The following is a 16,593-nucleotide window of genomic DNA, read 5'->3' on the forward strand; positions in this document are numbered from 1 at the left end:
TTTTTTGATTGAGGTATTTAAGGTCACTAACACCAAATATCAGGAGCTAGTAGTTGAAGACGTAGTTTGGAGTGGGGCCAGATGGAAATCACCGAGAAGAATCGAAGTTAATTGCGTTGTGAAACAGAATGACCAAAGATTTAACTCGGCTGTAGAAGGCGACACCATCCAATTTAAATGGAAGGGCAAAGAACTGTTTAGAGGGACGGTTTTCAAACGTCAATACCCTTCGGAAAATCAAGTGAAAATAATTGCTTACGATTTATTGAGGTATCTCTCACGAAATGAGGATATGTACGCTTTTTCCAATGTTCGACTGACTGATATGTTCACTCGTATTTGTCGTGACTTCAACCTTCCCATGGGCACAGTAGTAAATACAGGACGTAGGTTTAAAAAGATGCTCTTTATTGATGATACCCCTCTGTTAGAAATTCTGATCAAAGGGATAAGGGATACAAGAGCGCAAACGAACAACCTTTACTATGTCAGTGCAGATAAAGGGAAGGTACATCTTAAGAGATATCCAGATCCAACAACCTTGCAGGTTTTGAGTACAGATAGCAACATCATGGATTATACTTACGAAACTTCGATTGAAGAGACGGCGACTCAAGTCAAGGTGAGGTCTGTAATCAACGATAAAATTTATACGAGAACTGCGACAGATTCACCAAATAGAAGAAAGTACGGTCAACTTCAATATGTGGAAATCGCTCAGACTGAGCTTAACCTATCTCAGTTACAACAAAGAGCGAATACGAGATTGTCTCAAAAAAGAGGTGTAAAGCACACTTTGGATAGTTTGAATGTAATAGGAAATCCGATACTAAAAAGCGCTCTAAGAGTGAGAATAGACATACCTGAGTTGAATTTAAAGAAGAATATGTACATCGATACTGACACTCACACTTTCAGTGGGGATCAACATCTCACCACTCTGACTGTTGTAGATCGTAATTTCGTGCCGACAGGAAGTGCTTAAAATGAGTACTAATATAGTTCAAGCATTATCAAAGGTCTTTGACCAAAATGACAAGAAGTCAAAGCAATCGAAAATCGAGCCTGGAGAGGTGACTTCGGTATATCCTCTTAGAATTCGATTGAAGAACAACAATAAATTAATACTAAATAGGGATATGCTTTCAATTACGTCCAGGATAACCGACTTAATCCATAACGAAAGACTTTGGATAGGCAGTAGAGTTCTCGTTCTAATCAATAAAGGTGGAGATGAGATATACGTAATTGACAGGATTGATTAAGGATGTGAGCTGAATGATTATTCCTGAAGTGCAATTTGAAGATGTCTTGGATGAGGAAAACGAGGAAGAAGCGGAAGTTGAAACCCTCGAAACATTCAAGATTGATTTTGAAAGAGGAATTATTACAAGTGAAATTATCGATGAAGTGGAAGCGATAAAGCAATTCGTTTATATTACTTTGATGACTCAAAGGTTTCTACATCCTATTTATTCTCATGATTATGGGTCTGAGATTAAAGAAGTGATTAAAGATAAAGAAATCACAGAAGAATTAAGACTGTCTGAGATACAAAGGATGGTTGAAGAGGCGCTTGTTCATGATGAGCGCATCGAAGCTGTCGAAAATTACGAATATACATTAGATGGTGAGAGATATATTGCTTCTTTCGATGTGGTAACTGTCGATGAAGTAATCAGAATGGAGGAGGTGTACTTGGATGGTTAGATTTGACTCTGAAGAATATTCTTATGAAGAGATTATGGAAAGAATGCTCGATAGAGTGCCTCTGGATATTGATAAACGTGAAGGCAGTGTCATATATAATGCTCTTGGTCCTGCTGCTGCAGAGCTTTCACAACAGTATATATGGATGGATCAGATATTGACCTTAGCGTTTGCTGATACATCGATGGGAGAATTCCTTGAAATGCGGTCAAGAGAAGTGGGAATCAGTCGATATCCGGCGTCTCATGCCTTATATCAAGTTGAATTCAATCTAACTGAGGGTAGTGACAGAATACCGGTAGGCAGTCGATTCTTGATTGACGAGAGTTATTTTGAATTGGTAGATGAAGATACTTTAAGAATTGAAACGCCTGGTGAACCAGGAAACAATATTCAAGAAGGTACTGAAATACTACCGTTAGATAGTTTTGTTGGATTAGAGGGCGTTAAAATAACTCAATTGTTGCAACGTGGGACTGATGAGGAAGATGATGAAAGCTTACGTGAGAGGTATTTCGTAAGAGTAAGACGTGAGGCTAATAGTGGCAACTCAGCACATTATAAACAATGGGCTGAAGATGTTGAGGGCGTCGGAGTCGCTAAGGTATTCCCTCTCTATGATGGTCCAGGGACGGTGAAGATAGTAATCACGAACGACAACTATCAACCACCCATTCAAACATTAGTGAATAATGTCCAAGACCATATATCACCTGCTCCAGGAAGAGGGGAAGGACAAGCGCCTATAGGCGCTACAGTGACTGTTGCCGGAGCAACGTTGGAAGACGTTCACATCACTGCAAATGTTGGACTGCACATCAATAGGACAACTGCAGATGCTGAGGATGAGTTAAATTTATCGTTAAGTCAATATTTAAGGGATAACTCATTCAGGATTGATTATCTCAATATTTCATCGGTAGGCGAGTTGTTATTAAATGCAGATTCCGTTAGAAATTATTCAGATGTGAAAATAAATGGCGTTGCAGATAACTTCAGCATAAACCCTGAAAAGATAGCGAGTTTATCATCGGTGAAATTGGAGCTGATGTAAATGAATAAAGAAGAACAGATGTTGAATTACTTACCAGAGTTCTTAGCTAACCTAAGAGAGTTCAATCAATCGATAAAAACTGAAGCACCTGAGTTTGAAAAGTCATTATCTGAAATAAACGATCTGCTAGATCAGAATTTCGTTATGACAGCCACCTGGGGCCTAGATAGATGGGAACGCATTGCTTATGTAAGTCGTGAGCCTGATTCCACGATTGAACAAAGAAGGCGCAGGATCATCAACCATCTATCTAGTAACCAACCGGCCACACACATTCTTTTGGAGTCGCTAATTAACAACTATCTGACTGATAACTCAGTAGATTTGAAGTTTAACAAAGACAATCCTTACAGGTTGGATATTCACTTTAATTGGCAAGACTTCAATTGGCAGCGGTTATTGGAAGAATTCAAGTTAGCGGTCCCGGCCCACTTAGATTTTACATTTTTTCCGACTGACAGCAATGTAATTGACTTTGGTTATCAATCGAATATCAGGTTTAGGGAATATCATAGAGTCAGAGAAATGTACGTGGGGATGTCACTAACTAAAAGTGTGAGAGAGGTGAGCTTATGATTACATCGTCCTATTTAAGGCAAATTACAACAAATATTATTAATGATATTGAAAGAGCTGCAGTCAACGATAGAGATGCTGAAATAATCAATATAACTCGTCTCAACAATACTCAGTTTGAAATGACATTAAGGCCGCTTGAAGAGATTCCTTCACTCGTGTCGGTGAAGTTATATAACGTTTCAGGACAATTGATGTATCACAAGACAACGAATGTAAACATACAGGATATGTATAACATTGAACTGAAAATAAGAATAGGGGTGCAACAACATGTACAAACCTAAACATTGGGTTCCGGATGACAAGATGACTGATATGGAGTTGAATCGAATGGAAGATGGCATCGATAAGGCCCAGAATTATGTCAAATCAGATGAGTCAGATAAAACTTATGAAACAAAATTGAAAGCTAGAAATGGACACTTAGTTGTAAGTGTGGAGGAGGTTGAATAATGGCAGAATTTACATTACCTAATGCAGAGCAAGCAGAAAGACTGATAGCGGCTATTGGAAAAGGGAATGAAACAAGGACTCCCGATGATCCTTACGGTTCGCCGGGACCCCAATATATAGAGCGGGGCAATAAACAAGCCGGCTTTTATGGATTTGTAAAACCGAGTGAATTCGGAATAATTCCAGATGGGGAAAACGGCATGGATTTTAACGGATCTAACCTAGCTCAAGCAATCGGGCTTTCTGCGGGCACACTCATGGAATCCAATACACCATGGATGAAATTTTCGTGGAATGGAAAGATATTGTTTGTTCCTTTGAAACCTATACGCCGAAGCTTGAGTTGGGATAGTATTTATCAGGCTGGAGCTGTTTATGGAACAGGGTCAGGCGATCCATCAGATGCAGAGTCTTACATGCTAGAGAATGACTCTAGATATGTAGCGTCAGAGGACAGAGTCTCTCAAGACGCCAGTGTAACCGTAGGAAACCTCAGTTACACAGTCAGACTAATGAGAGGTGCAGCGAGTGATCCTCAAGATAGTTATTACGATTCTGACAGAGGATCTAATGGTCCTGAGAACGAATGGAATCATCTTATCCCACCGTTACACGAAAGAGCGCCTAACAGTTTCAGGTACAACACTCATGCAGGATCACCTACCGCTGATTGGGATATCGGCTTAACAGACTTTGATTTAAGGACTCATCATACGCTAGGGGTAGGCTCTTATACATGGTGTCAAGAGTTTAGTGACTACATTGATACGAATGAAGAAACTGGAGAGGAAGAGACACGACGTCGTGTCTTCCGTGGCTACTATGGAGCTTCGTACCTCTATGCGTATCGTTCGTCGTTTGTGAATAATTATAGAGGTTGGCGTCCCGTGCTTGAACTTTCCTAGGCGCTACACTCTTCGCAAAGCGAACGGCTCGGCGCAGGCCGAGCGGAGCATTAAAAATAATATATGAAAGCAAGAATGCAATGACAACAAACCTAATTTTATACAAACGTTCAGAGGATTTACTTTATAAGATTTATCCGAGATTGTCGAACTATCCAAAGTCGGAAAAGTTCAGTTTATGTCACACAATCAAAACAACATTATTCGATATGCTGAGTTTCATTACAATGGCGAACAATGTTAAATCGAAACGCCTGACTTATTTACAGGAAGCTGATGCTAAACTGCAGATGATGAAAACTCTGAACAAACTATCGAAACAAAGAAAATATATAAGTGTCGGGTTTTTCAAAGAAGTGGATATGGAATTGACCGAAATAAATAAACTTCTGAGAGGCTATATCCGCTCTGTTATTAAATAGAAACATTAAGGATCAAACTATCAAACGTCGTGTCAACCGTGGCAACAATGGAGCTTCGAACCTCAATGCGAATAATTCGTCGAATGTGAATAATAATAGAGGTTGGCGTCCCGTCCTGGACAAGGATAATGATTACTGAGGTCACGGCTTCAGTAACAAGACTTGAAAAGTTCAAGAGAGTTTGGTTCTTTCAGCGGTGCTGATTCAGTACGAACTGTAAACACATGAACAGACATCACGCTTAGTACGAAAGGAAAACCGGGGAAATGTCGAAATCTAGATTTGATAATTTATTTGAAGATATTATAGAAATAGAAAACCTTGATTGGGCGTTTAAGAAAAGTATGAAGGGTAAGAACAGATTCAGTCGTGATGCTATTATATTTTCAGTTAATGAGACTTATAACATTAATAATCTCAGGCGAAAATTGATTAATGGCACCTACACCTTTTCTGGTTACAAAAGATTTATGGTGCATGAACCAAAGGAACGAATTATAGATGCTCCTTATCATGTAGATAAAGTGGTCCAGTTAGCCACAGATAGAATTTTGAAGCGGGTATATCAACCTGCTTTTATTTTTGACTCATATGCTTGTTTGGACGGCAAAGGTACTCATAAAGCAGTTGAAAGAGTCTCTGAATTCTTCAAACGTGCAAGTGTCGAGTTCGGAGAAGAAGCATTCATTATCAAACTGGATGTTAAGAGGTTCTTTTATACAATTGATCGGCCGACATTAAAAACCATCGTGAGGAAGAAAATAAAATGTCAGAGAACATTGAGCTTAGTAGATCATATCATCGATAGTGCAGATGAAATAGACTCTGTCGGTATGCCTCTTGGAAATACACTCAGTCAATTATTGACGAATGTCTATATGAATGAGTTTGATCAGTTCTGTAAACGCAAACTAAGACTAAAGTATTACATCCGCTATGCTGATGATGTAATTTCAATAGTTAAAAACAAGGATGAAGCGCTGCTTATTTTAGAAACAATGAGTTATTTTCTGAAGGCAGTGTTGAAGCTTGATATGCATCCTGGTAAATCCAGAGTATTTCCGATTGAACAAGGCGTCAATGCTTATGGTTTTAAAATATATAGAACTCATAGGTTGCTCAGAGATGATTGCAAGAAAAAGATTAAACGGAAGACTAAAAAGATGCCGGACTTGATCAGAAGAGGAAGATTATCAAAAGAGACTGCAGAAACGATGTTAAACAGTTGGTATGGTCATGCAATGTACGGGTCGAGTTATAATTTCGTTGAAAAATTAAAGAGGAGAAATCCTTTTATTTATCAAGATTTTAAAGGTCGATTGAAGATTGATGAAAATATTATTAAAGAAGGTGTGATTTAATGCTGCAGACAGTGAATGGAGAGTTAAATTTTCCGCTTCACAAAGTGGTGTATAAGCAACATGGCAAAGAATATAGCGCTTATACAAATGATAAGAAGTGGTGGGAAGACTTTGCTGAAAAATGGAAGCATACAGAAATTGTTGAGTTCACCACTCCAGAATTCACAGATGAGCAACATCGACGTTTGGAAGAAGTTAAAGACTTAGATGAAGCATACGCTCATTTTGCTGAACGCTACGCTTTGCAAGGCTTATTTCCTGATGAATTAGAGGATAAAGAGGAGAGAGTGAGTAATCACCCTCTGAAGGAATTACAACTAGAAAAAAGATCTACATCTCTCGGACAGCAGAATACGGCATTAGAAATTGAAAATTTTATGCTGAAAGGGCAAGCGCAGAATCTCGGGCAACAAAATACAACTTTAGAATTAGAGGATATGATGACAAAAGGGCAAATCGAATCTCTGGGACAGCAAGTCACAAGCTTAGAACTACAATTATTACAAAGTAATTTGGAGGGATAAAAATGAATTTATTCGAATCTTTAAAACAGCGCTTTGCATGGAATTGGGTGCGATTAGATCAGCTGAAAATGTATGTGGTATTAAATGCAATCACTCCTGAGCAATACGAAGAAATTTGTGGAGAGAAATATGAACAGTAAAGAAGTTTTAGAGTTACATGATTTAATACAACAACAATCCGCAGTAATTGACCATCAAATAACAGTGATATCAAATCTTTTGCTGCTGATTGGAGAGTATTCATCTGTAGAGAAATTTATTAGTGAAGACTGATAAAAGGGTGGTAGGTGGGCGGATGGGTGGAGACTCCAATTAATAGGGCCTCCGGGTCCTATTTATTTTGAAGAAAGGGGTTGATGTCATGTGAAAGAAAAAGAAAAACAACTGACCAACCTAGAATTTGAAGCTATGTTTTCACTATGGCTAATTGGCGTTTTCATGATTATTAGAGGGCTTTCCTTAGTATTGACAAGCAATGAGAGTGTCAATAATTCGGAATTATATACAGCTATGGATAATATCATCCCTTTTCAAATTTGGGGTGTTATTTTTATTACAGGAGCAATCGTCGTTATTGGTAGCTCAGTATCGCAAACGATTAAAAAATATTATGGCTTAATTGCTGGAAATGCTTTGGGTGTTATTGTTGGTTTCCCCTTTTCATTCATCGCATTTTCAGAAAGTCACATGGCAATAACGCAATACACAATAACTTTAATTGCTTTTTTCAATGCGGTTTTAGTCATCCACGGAGGAGTGTGCATATGGAGAGAGAAGAGAAAAATCCGTACGTTACGCAAATTGAATTAGAGAGAGAATCAAAGAGGCTTTCTGAAAAAATTCAATATGTGGACGAAAAGCATACTACTAATTATGGTAATTTGGCAAAGGTATTAGCAGTTTCCCAAGAAACGAATAAAAATATAGTGAGTAGTAACAACAGATTGAGCCGTTCGTTTGATAACTTCTCTACAGAGCTAAAAGACGAACTCAAACAAAATCGTCAAAGTCACCAGGAGTTAAGAGAAAAAGTTGGTAATCATGATACTCAACTTAAGGATCATAATAAATTCATTCTGAAACAACAGGAAATTGCAGACAGTAAAAAAGGTCAACTTTTAAAGTGGGTAGTCGGACTATCCGCTATTTTTGTTGCAATAATTGGGGGGATATTCAGCATTGTCGAAGTGATTATCCCTTATTTATTAGAGGGGAGGTAAGGAAATGGAAAGAGAGCAGTATACAGTTGATGAAAAGCGTATTAAACAAGAGGTAGAGAAAGAGAAAAAGACAGGTTTGATTAATCAGATTTTAGCCATCCTCGTTGCATTCTCTGGCTTTGCAGGTGTGGCTGGATTTGGAATGGATTGGTTGAATGAAGAACTGATTAACTCATTCGGTATTTTATTATATGCAATCGCTGCATTTGGATATACCGCTTATAACATCTGGAAGAATCACTTCAGCGGCAAGAAAGCACAAAAACAGAATGAAAAATTGAAAGAAGAAGGTTTGAAATAAGGGCATCTCATTTAATCAAGAGGTGTCTTTTTTGTGAATAAATTTAAGGAGTGTTTTAAAAATGGCGAAAGATAATGAAAAACAGTCCAACAAGAGAAATCAAAAGAAGAAACAAGATAAAAAAGTGAGTATGGATCCTACAGTTTTAAATCCAGAAACAAAATTCGGCGGAGGCGGTGGTACTGATGACAAAAAAGATTAATCCAATCACGGTATTGCAAGAAGATGGTCACAGAATCACCTCAAACCCTCACAAGTACTATGATGATTACGGCCCCCCGGCAAAAGGTAAAAGAAAATTTGGGGACCGTCGTCACATTGACGGAAACGGTAATAATGTAGACTCTTTTTGCGGGGGTGATCATAATGCCTTTGATACAAGCAAGGGACACAGAGAGCCTATGCACGCTTTTGCACGCATGACGGTACTGAACGGGACAGGCTGGAATACATTCGGTTGGACGTTTGTGGGTGGATTTGTGGATGCGGACGGTAAGCACAGGCAAGTGATTTATGGTCATTTATTCGACAATCCTTTGAAGCGTTTAAAGATAGGGCAGAAGTTGAAAAAAGGTGATGTTGTTGGTTATCAGGGTGCATCAAACAATTTAGGCATTTCAATGCCTTCCCATCTGCATATCCAATTTCAAAATTATGGCGCTTTGGCTGCTAAACCATTTACGTGCAATGGTATCGATCCATTGAAGATTGATGTGAGTAAATCATGGCCGGATATGGCAAGCTACAATAAAGACAATAAATCTAATGCTAAGGGCAGTGATGGAATGATTATTGATGTATCACATCATCAACCTGTAAAATCAATCAACTATGCAACGTTGTCCAAACATGTAGATCACGTTATTATTCGGACAATGGATGCAGATATGATTGATAGGGCATACAAAGAGCATCATGCGAATTTCCGTAAACACGGTGTGCCGACTGCGGCTTACGCCTTTTTCAGGGCACAGAATAATACACATGTGAAGAATGAAGCGAAAATGTTCTGGGATCGAACGAAAGATTTAGACCCGACTTTCTGGTGGATTGATGTAGAGACATCTCCACACTCGAACATGAAAGCGGCAGTTAATATTTACATTGACGATTTAAGACGACATGGCGCTAAGAAGATTGGATTATACATCGCTCACCATCTGTATGAGCAGCTCAACCTAGACACATCTAAAGCAGATGCGGTGTGGATTCCACACTATGGTTCGGGCAGTAGCAGTCCATATAGCAAGCCGGCATTCCCAGCAGACATTCATCAGTATACAGAGCATGGACGTCTACCAGGGTACAACAGCAATCTTGATTTAAACCGCATCATCAGTGATAAATCTTTAGAGTACTTTACAGATGGTAAGAAATCTAAGAAGAAACCTTCATCACCTGCACCATCTAAACCAAACCAGTCTAAGCCGAAAAGCAATAAAATAACTGGTTCGACTTATACGGTTAAATCAGGTGATACGTTAAGCGGTATTGCAACCAGAGCGGGAACAACTACTAAGAAGCTTCAAAACTTAAACGGTATCAGCAATCCTGATTTGATTAAAGTCGGTCAGAAGTTGAAATTGAAAGGTTCTGCTACATCGACGTACACTGTTAAATCAGGTGATACACTTTCTGGTATCGCTTCACGTTTTAACACATCAACTAAAGCACTTCAAAACTTAAACGGCATTTCTAACCCTAACAAGATTTATGCAGGTCAGAAACTTAAAGTATCTGGAGCGGCTTCAACACAGTATCACACTGTAAAGTCAGGGGACACAGTCGGTCACTTGGCTCAAAGATATGGTTCAAGTCAACGTAAAATTGTTAGTTGGAATAATCTAAGAAGTGCTGATCAGATTTATGTTGGTCAACGATTAAGAGTTAAGTAATCATCTGTAGCACTCATTGGAGGTGATGCAACACTGGTCATACCGTCACTCTAGCCAATAACGAAAATTCAATTTTTAACACAATATAATATATTGGTTTCTTAGCCCCTTCTAACTTGCCGGTCAGAAGGGGTACATAATTGTTCATATTCAAGAACATACGTTTGTTCATTTGTATCTTTCCATGGTATACTATAGTTGTGTAGTTAAGCTGTTAGCCTCCCCGCTAGCAGCTATTTTTATTTCGATATTGAAATGTATAGTAAATATCTGTAAGATTTGGTTAACTACACAATGAAAGAGGTAATGGGGATGTCTAGAACTAAAGTGGTAAATATCAATGTTTTTTATTCTTGTGCTTTCGAGGAAAATGAAAAATACAGTTACTTATCTCTTAAAGAATTGTTCGATACAATCAAAGAAGAATATGAAGATGACAACGAATTTAAAGTAGTTAAAAGTTATAATTTTGATCCTATCAGAATAAAATCTGTTGATGTATCTAATATAACTGGTTACTACCATATCATTATGGAGAGATTAGATGACAGACCTCTTAGTAAAACCACTATTTATGGTGAATCTACTGATCTTGATTTAAAAGCAAATGAGTATATCGGTCATGAAATAAGTATTCTATATGATCCGACGAAAAATGTAATGCTCGTTCAAAGAAACATTAGTTCCTTAAGCCCCTCAGGAGTGGAGAAATTTATAGATAGTTTATATTTCGATTATTACGAGGAGTTTGCCAACTTCAAACTTGTTGCAGCAATAGATCATAGAGCGAAAAGCAAGGCATTAAGTAATGATATATTCAGAAAGATTACTCTAAAAGTCACTGGTGAAGACACTGATGATTTATTATTAGGGGTTTCAGGAAATAATTATGAAGGGGTTGAAAGTGTTGAAATTGTTATTTCTACAAATAGGGCGAAAGACTCTGAACTAGATTACAGTATAAGTAAAAGAATTTTAGAAAACTGGGTAGACCATGATAAAGTAGAGAAACTTTCAGTCAAAACAAAGGAGACAGAGGATACCCCAATAGAAGAAATAGACCTATTGAAACACTCCTTAAAAAGGACTTTAAAATATTCCTATCAAGAAGGAGTAGAATTAAACGCATATCGTATTTATTCAGATATGGAGAACTTATATAGAAATGATGATGAAGCTATTTCCTTACTTGTTTAGGATAGAGTGGTGATAAGAAATGTTGAAAAGGCATTTTACATGGTTAAAAAAATACTTCACAGGGATTGTTTATTTTTTAATCGTAATTTTTACAATAGGAATATTAATATTACTATATTATAAAGAACCAAACATTATAGAGAATAAATTATTAGATTTATTGAATGTGTTAATCAACTCTATTAGTATTAGTGTTGGGTTTTTTGGAGCTATTTTCACATTGATTTTTAGTTTAAAGGATAACCTTATCATCGATAAAATCATGAATTCCAAGAAGATAAGAAAACAATTTATATATATGAATTATGGAATTGTTGCATCCGGATTCATTATTATAGTATTGATTTTAGTCATATTTGTATTTGAATCAGTTGAGATACAGTCAAATACATCAACGATTTCCAATAGTAATCTTGTTTACTTTATATTATCCTTTTCATTTTATTTTTATTGTATGTTTGCTACTTATTTATATACAATAAGTAATATAATTTTTGAAAAACGAAATAGACCAATGCAAACTAAAAAAAATCCACAGATAAAACGTCGAAATCATTGAGGCTAAAAGAATAGTAGGAAATCGCTGCACTCTTCTTAAAATGATATTTAAGTCCCCGTAACAGATTGGGGACTTATTTTTATATTAACAAACAGAACATACGTTCGTATAATAACCTTAAGAGGTGATTATAATGCATTGCACTTATAAAGGATTAGATTACCGAGAAGTGCCGCAGTCAGCGTTAAATTCTAACATCCCACAGGGCCGTGGCATGGTCAAATGGGCGCCGTTTGCAACCATGCCGGAACAATATGAGGCAGTGGATCGCATGATAGAACGACAGGCACATGTGTCAGAACCATCGCTTGGACAGGATGAGCTGCAGGAACTCGAAGTTACGTTACGAAACAGTATCGGTAAGATATTAGTTTTACGCTATTGGGATTCAGGTTACGAGGTACAACTTGAATGTAAGTTAGAATACATTGAGAATTGGGGACAAACAATCACTGTGAGTAAAGGTACGAATTTATTGACTATTAACTTTACCCACATTTATGAAATAGTAAGAATCAGCGATGAAGATATATACTCAATCGATTGATCACGTGCTATAATAAATTATCTTAACAAGGGGATGATTTTAATATGGATAAAGATACGACACTGGTATGTACGATAGGGGATGCAATCAAACTCTTTCATTCTACGAAAGCAGCTAAAGATATGTATGAGAATAAGAAAGCAGATCATGAAGTGGTGGTTTTAGACTTCACTGACGAGGATTTTAAACGCTTGGCGGATGGTTTAGGTGTGATATAATCAATATATGGCATTAATCTTCTATATAATGATTAAGCCCTGCTTAGTGGAGTGAGCAGAGGGGTTTTTTAATATCTTAAATCCTATCCTATATAGATATGAAGGAACTAGAATTTTAACAATATATTTGATACCCCTTGAGGGTATAGCTATATTGACGACAATATTGACAACATAAAACATCTTTAAAACCTATAATTTTTAGTCAAAGACATTAAAAACCCCGATAAATCAACGTTTATCGGGGTTTAAAGTTTATTAATATTGTATAGTAGCGTCCCGAGAGGGATTCGAACCCCCGACCGATGCCTTAGAAGGGCATTGCTCTATCCAGCTGAGCTATCGAGACTTAATTAAGAACAAATTCAATTATAATCAATGAACAGGGTATAAGTCAATTATTATTTTAAAATTAATGATGTGAAATTACATTAAATTAAAGAAGTTTACAAATTGTTATAAAAAAGTTATTGTCTTATTTGATTTACAAGTAAATAAACGTTTTATAGAATGATATGTGAGCGAAATAAAAATTAGGAGAAAGATCATGAGTAAATTTGATGAACAGATTTTAGTAGTACCAAGAAAACCACTATTCAATTCAGAAGAGAATGCTTTTAACGGCTTCATCGGAAAAGATGATCCGCGCTATCAGGCGATTGTAGCTACTTTTAAAAATTATGATGTGAAACGCCGCGGTGATATGGAAGAAGACTCATCCTATAAGCAGCTAATCAGCTATGTCATCATCTCTACTGCTGATGATAAGGAGACTTTAGTTTACGAAAGGCTCGGCGGCGGCGGAGAACAAAGACTGCATGGTCTGCTCTCGATCGGTGTCGGTGGTCATATGAACGATATACCTGAAGTGACGGATATAGATGAAAAGCTGTCGATCAATGCTAAGCGCGAGCTTGAAGAGGAAGTGGGCTTAGTCGGTGATGATGTGAATGATATAGAAATCATGGGGCTCATCAACGATGATGCTAATGATGTCGGCCTTGTTCACATCGGTCTTGTATTGAAAGTTTCGGTTGATAAAGACAGTGTATCGAATATGGAAGCAGATACTCTTGCGCTGAAATGGACGGATAATGATGAACTGTCAGATCTTTCCCCTTATGAATCATGGAGCGAATTAATCATTCGTGATGCTTATGGCGGATAAAATCACAACACACCAGCGATTTTTAAAGAAAGCTGAAAAAGATCTGGTTCAATTATTCAAAGATAGCGAATTTAAAACCTTCATAGAACGATATTATCAGTATATCGGCATGGGCACCGCCGATATCCGACTGGAAGAAATGTTCTATGAAGTGCTTGATGCCGAAAAGGAGTATGACAAAGTGACGGATTATGCACTGATGAAGCTGAATGAAGGCGGCGGGGACTATGAGATGCATATGCTTGAGCTTCTGAAAGCACTGAATCATCAGGAGAGATATTATGAAGTCATCAATTTCTCCGACCATCTGATGGAGGAAAATATTCCTCAAGGGTTCAGAATCGATATCGCAGGTCTGCGGCACGAGGCAAAGAAAGGTATTGATAATAAAAAGCTCAGTGCCGGAAAACCACCGGAAGATAAAGAGGAAGAGACGCTGGAAGTTGAGGATATAGACCTCGAAAACATGAGCCATCAGGAAATCCTGAGAATGTTCAGTACTTTTGCCGATGAGAAAAATGATAAGTACGAAGATTTTGTACTGGATGCACTTGAAAATATCAATGATAAAGACATCGTGACGTTTATGCTGCTTTATTTGAAGGAAATAGGGTATGACAATAAAGTAAAGCATTATAAGTTCGGAGAAGCTGAGGAAATCAACCCGAGTGATCTTCCGATATTGGAGGAAGTACCGCTGATCAGTGAAGTTGAGCCGGAAGTACTCGATGTGTTAGAATCACAGGCGCCGCAAATTGTCAGTGAAGCGACGCTTCTGATGACGAGCCATGCGATTTTCAACTATCCAAAAACTTTGGAGTTCAGTTCAGAAGAAATGATAGAAGGTTACCTTGAATATATCCTCGACCTGCTGAATGTCGATCATTCATACAGCGCTGATGACCGGGTTTATGAATGGATAGTCGAAATGGAACAGATTGTCACTTCAACAAAAACCTAAATATAAGTCAATTGTTGGATAAGGAAAAGTAGTATGTTATACTAAAAAAGTTATGAAAAATTGTATTAACGGAGGAATTTATACTATGTCTCACAAATGGGAAAAGCAAGAAGGAAATGAAGGACTTCTGACGGTGACAGTACCTGCGGAGGAGTTCAATCAAGCGTTGGATGAAGCATTTGTCAAAGTATCGAAAGATGTTTCACTTCCAGGATTCAGAAAAGGAAAAATTCCACGTCAAATGTTTGAAAAAAGATTTGGTGTAGAATCCTTATATCAGGATGCATTGGATATTGTACTTTCACCAAACTATGCTAAAGCTGTTGAAGAAGAAGGTATTACTCCAGTTGATCAGCCTGAAGTAGATATTGTAGAAGTTGAAAAAGGCAAAGATCTTATTTTCACAGCTAAAGTCACTGTAGAGCCTGAAGCTAAACTGGGTGAATACAAAGGACTTGAAGGCACTAAACTTTCAACAGAAGTAACTGACCATGACATTGAACATGAAATCGGTCATATGCTTGAAAACCATACTGAAATGGTTATCAAAGATGACGGCGAGATTGAAAACGGTGATACAGTCAACCTTGATTTCGACGGCTATCTTGACGGAGAGCAGTTCGAAGGCGGAAAAGCTGAAGAGTTTGATCTTGAAATTGGTTCAGGTTCATTCATCGGCGGTTTCGAAGAACAGCTTGTCGGCCTTAAAGTAGGCGATGAGAAAGATGTAGAAGTTACTTTCCCTGAAGATTACCAGGCGGAAGAACTGGCTGGAAAGCCTGCAGTATTCAAAGTTAAAATTAACTCCATTAAAGTCAAAGAGACTCCGGAACTTGATGATGAGCTTGTAAAAGAACTTGATCAGGGTGTTGAAACTGTAGATGAACTGAAAGCCAAGCTTGAAAAAGACTTGAAAGAAGCAAAAGAAAATCAGTCAGATGTAGCATTGAAAGAAGAACTTCTTACAAAAGCAAGCGACAATGCTGAAATAGATGTTCCAGAAGCAATGGTCAACTCTGAACTTGACAGAATGCTTCAGGAGTTCGAACAAAACTTGTCACAACAAGGTATCAACCTTGAAATGTACCAGCAGTTATCCGGCCAGGATGAAAATGCACTGCGTGAAACGATGAAAGAAGATGCTGAAAAGCGCGTCAGAACAAACATCACGCTGAAGCAGATTGCTGAAGATGAAAATATCGAGATTTCTGAAGGGGATCTTGATTCAGAGCTTGAAAAAATGAGTGAACAGTTCGGTATCGGTGTTGAAGATATCAAATCAACTCTAGGCGACCTGTCAATGCTTGAAAACGACCTTAAAGTCCAAAAAGCATTGGATGTACTTGTTGACAATGCAAAAATCGTTGAAGGAACAGCTGAAGAAAAAACAGAAGCTGATTCAGAAGAATCAACAGAAGAAAAATAAATCCGTTTGATGATTAATAGCTCTGCGGCTGATCAGCTGCAGAGCTATTGGTATCATTGCCCGTGAGTTTATTCGTTGATTTCATCATCGACT

General features: G+C 37.7%; 24 protein-coding genes and 1 tRNA gene. 24 read left to right on the top strand and 1 reads right to left on the bottom strand.

The genetic code is table 11. The features are described 5' to 3' along the window. Window positions 1-4 precede the first annotated feature (4 nt). The 21 genes from BO48_RS07140 (at window position 5) to BO48_RS07240 (ending at window position 12,945) form a co-directional block, all read left to right on the top strand. On the top strand, window positions 5-985 hold the full coding sequence (locus tag BO48_RS07140) for an XkdQ/YqbQ family protein (RefSeq protein WP_496366737.1): 981 nt from the start codon (window positions 5-7) through the stop codon (window positions 983-985). Window position 986: 1 nt separating this feature from the next. Next, window positions 987-1,265, top strand: coding sequence for a DUF2577 family protein (locus BO48_RS07145; RefSeq protein WP_496366738.1), 279 nt, complete (start codon window positions 987-989; stop codon window positions 1,263-1,265). 13 nt (window positions 1,266-1,278) lie between these two features. Continuing rightward, window positions 1,279-1,710 carry a DUF2634 domain-containing protein gene (locus tag BO48_RS07150; protein ID WP_496366739.1) on the top strand — a complete coding sequence of 144 codons (432 nt, stop codon included), beginning with the start codon at window positions 1,279-1,281 and terminating at the stop codon, window positions 1,708-1,710. Then, window positions 1,703-2,764, top strand: coding sequence for a baseplate J/gp47 family protein (locus BO48_RS07155; protein WP_496366740.1), 1,062 nt, complete (start codon window positions 1,703-1,705; stop codon window positions 2,762-2,764). Before BO48_RS07150 ends, BO48_RS07155 begins: the two co-directional genes overlap by 8 nt. After that, window positions 2,765-3,340 (top strand): putative phage tail protein, encoded by a 576-nt coding sequence (locus BO48_RS07160; protein ID WP_496366741.1) that lies wholly within the window; start codon window positions 2,765-2,767, stop codon window positions 3,338-3,340. After that, complete coding sequence (locus BO48_RS07165) at window positions 3,337-3,627, top strand: hypothetical protein (protein ID WP_496366742.1); 291 nt, start codon at window positions 3,337-3,339, stop codon at window positions 3,625-3,627. Before BO48_RS07160 ends, BO48_RS07165 begins: the two co-directional genes overlap by 4 nt. Next, window positions 3,614-3,796: a hypothetical protein gene (locus BO48_RS07170; RefSeq protein ID WP_496366743.1), complete on the top strand. Its 183-nt coding sequence runs from the start codon at window positions 3,614-3,616 to the stop codon at window positions 3,794-3,796. The genes BO48_RS07165 and BO48_RS07170 overlap by 14 nt, the downstream gene beginning before the upstream one ends. Then, complete coding sequence (locus BO48_RS07175; RefSeq protein WP_496366744.1) at window positions 3,796-4,701, top strand: hypothetical protein; 906 nt, start codon at window positions 3,796-3,798, stop codon at window positions 4,699-4,701. Before BO48_RS07170 ends, BO48_RS07175 begins: the two co-directional genes overlap by 1 nt. 80 nt (window positions 4,702-4,781) lie before the next feature. Then, window positions 4,782-5,123, top strand: a complete 342-nt coding sequence (locus BO48_RS07180) for a four helix bundle protein (protein WP_496366745.1) — start codon at window positions 4,782-4,784, stop codon at window positions 5,121-5,123. A 266-nt stretch (window positions 5,124-5,389) separates the two neighbouring features. Continuing rightward, window positions 5,390-6,484, top strand: coding sequence for a reverse transcriptase domain-containing protein (locus tag BO48_RS07185; protein ID WP_496366746.1), 1,095 nt, complete (start codon window positions 5,390-5,392; stop codon window positions 6,482-6,484). Beyond that, on the top strand, window positions 6,484-7,008 hold the full coding sequence (locus BO48_RS07190) for a hypothetical protein (RefSeq protein ID WP_496366747.1): 525 nt from the start codon (window positions 6,484-6,486) through the stop codon (window positions 7,006-7,008). The genes BO48_RS07185 and BO48_RS07190 overlap by 1 nt, the downstream gene beginning before the upstream one ends. Before the next feature lie 2 nt (window positions 7,009-7,010). Further along, window positions 7,011-7,148, top strand: coding sequence for an XkdX family protein (locus tag BO48_RS07195; RefSeq protein WP_496366748.1), 138 nt, complete (start codon window positions 7,011-7,013; stop codon window positions 7,146-7,148). Further along, the gene (locus BO48_RS07200) at window positions 7,138-7,281 is read left to right on the top strand and encodes a hypothetical protein (RefSeq protein WP_496366749.1); all 144 of its coding nucleotides are present in this window, start codon (window positions 7,138-7,140) and stop codon (window positions 7,279-7,281) included. Before BO48_RS07195 ends, BO48_RS07200 begins: the two co-directional genes overlap by 11 nt. 90 nt (window positions 7,282-7,371) lie before the next feature. Further along, window positions 7,372-7,818 carry a hypothetical protein gene (locus BO48_RS07205; RefSeq protein WP_496366750.1) on the top strand — a complete coding sequence of 149 codons (447 nt, stop codon included), beginning with the start codon at window positions 7,372-7,374 and terminating at the stop codon, window positions 7,816-7,818. Then, window positions 7,773-8,228 (top strand): hypothetical protein, encoded by a 456-nt coding sequence (locus tag BO48_RS07210; protein WP_496366751.1) that lies wholly within the window; start codon window positions 7,773-7,775, stop codon window positions 8,226-8,228. The genes BO48_RS07205 and BO48_RS07210 overlap by 46 nt, the downstream gene beginning before the upstream one ends. 4 nt (window positions 8,229-8,232) lie before the next feature. After that, complete coding sequence (locus BO48_RS07215; protein WP_496366752.1) at window positions 8,233-8,529, top strand: hypothetical protein; 297 nt, start codon at window positions 8,233-8,235, stop codon at window positions 8,527-8,529. Window positions 8,530-8,590: 61 nt separating this feature from the next. Beyond that, window positions 8,591-8,731 carry a hypothetical protein gene (locus BO48_RS07220; protein ID WP_496366753.1) on the top strand — a complete coding sequence of 47 codons (141 nt, stop codon included), beginning with the start codon at window positions 8,591-8,593 and terminating at the stop codon, window positions 8,729-8,731. Continuing rightward, window positions 8,715-10,424: a LysM peptidoglycan-binding domain-containing protein gene (locus tag BO48_RS07225; RefSeq protein ID WP_496366754.1), complete on the top strand. Its 1,710-nt coding sequence runs from the start codon at window positions 8,715-8,717 to the stop codon at window positions 10,422-10,424. The genes BO48_RS07220 and BO48_RS07225 overlap by 17 nt, the downstream gene beginning before the upstream one ends. Window positions 10,425-10,736: 312 nt before the next feature. Then, window positions 10,737-11,621: a DUF6731 family protein gene (locus BO48_RS07230; RefSeq protein ID WP_496366755.1), complete on the top strand. Its 885-nt coding sequence runs from the start codon at window positions 10,737-10,739 to the stop codon at window positions 11,619-11,621. A 692-nt stretch (window positions 11,622-12,313) separates the two neighbouring features. Beyond that, window positions 12,314-12,727, top strand: a complete 414-nt coding sequence (locus BO48_RS07235) for a YolD-like family protein (RefSeq protein ID WP_496366756.1) — start codon at window positions 12,314-12,316, stop codon at window positions 12,725-12,727. A gap of 44 nt (window positions 12,728-12,771) precedes the next feature. Next, window positions 12,772-12,945, top strand: coding sequence for a hypothetical protein (locus tag BO48_RS07240; RefSeq protein WP_496366757.1), 174 nt, complete (start codon window positions 12,772-12,774; stop codon window positions 12,943-12,945). A gap of 275 nt (window positions 12,946-13,220) precedes the next feature. Here the strand turns inward: BO48_RS07240 and BO48_RS07245 are convergent. Then, a tRNA-Arg gene (locus BO48_RS07245) sits at window positions 13,221-13,294 on the bottom strand. 198 nt (window positions 13,295-13,492) lie between these two features. On the opposite strand from BO48_RS07245, the gene BO48_RS07250 reads away from it, so the two are divergent. The 3 genes from BO48_RS07250 (at window position 13,493) to tig (ending at window position 16,500) form a co-directional block, all read left to right on the top strand. Further along, complete coding sequence (locus BO48_RS07250; protein ID WP_496366758.1) at window positions 13,493-14,113, top strand: DNA mismatch repair protein MutT; 621 nt, start codon at window positions 13,493-13,495, stop codon at window positions 14,111-14,113. Beyond that, window positions 14,103-15,074, top strand: a complete 972-nt coding sequence (locus BO48_RS07255) for a hypothetical protein (protein WP_496366759.1) — start codon at window positions 14,103-14,105, stop codon at window positions 15,072-15,074. The genes BO48_RS07250 and BO48_RS07255 overlap by 11 nt, the downstream gene beginning before the upstream one ends. Window positions 15,075-15,159: 85 nt before the next feature. Further along, window positions 15,160-16,500: a trigger factor gene (gene tig / locus BO48_RS07260; RefSeq protein WP_496366760.1), complete on the top strand. Its 1,341-nt coding sequence runs from the start codon at window positions 15,160-15,162 to the stop codon at window positions 16,498-16,500. The last annotated feature ends 93 nt before the right edge of the window (window positions 16,501-16,593 follow it).

This window comes from Lacicoccus kunmingensis DSM 17847 (assembly GCF_059568765.1).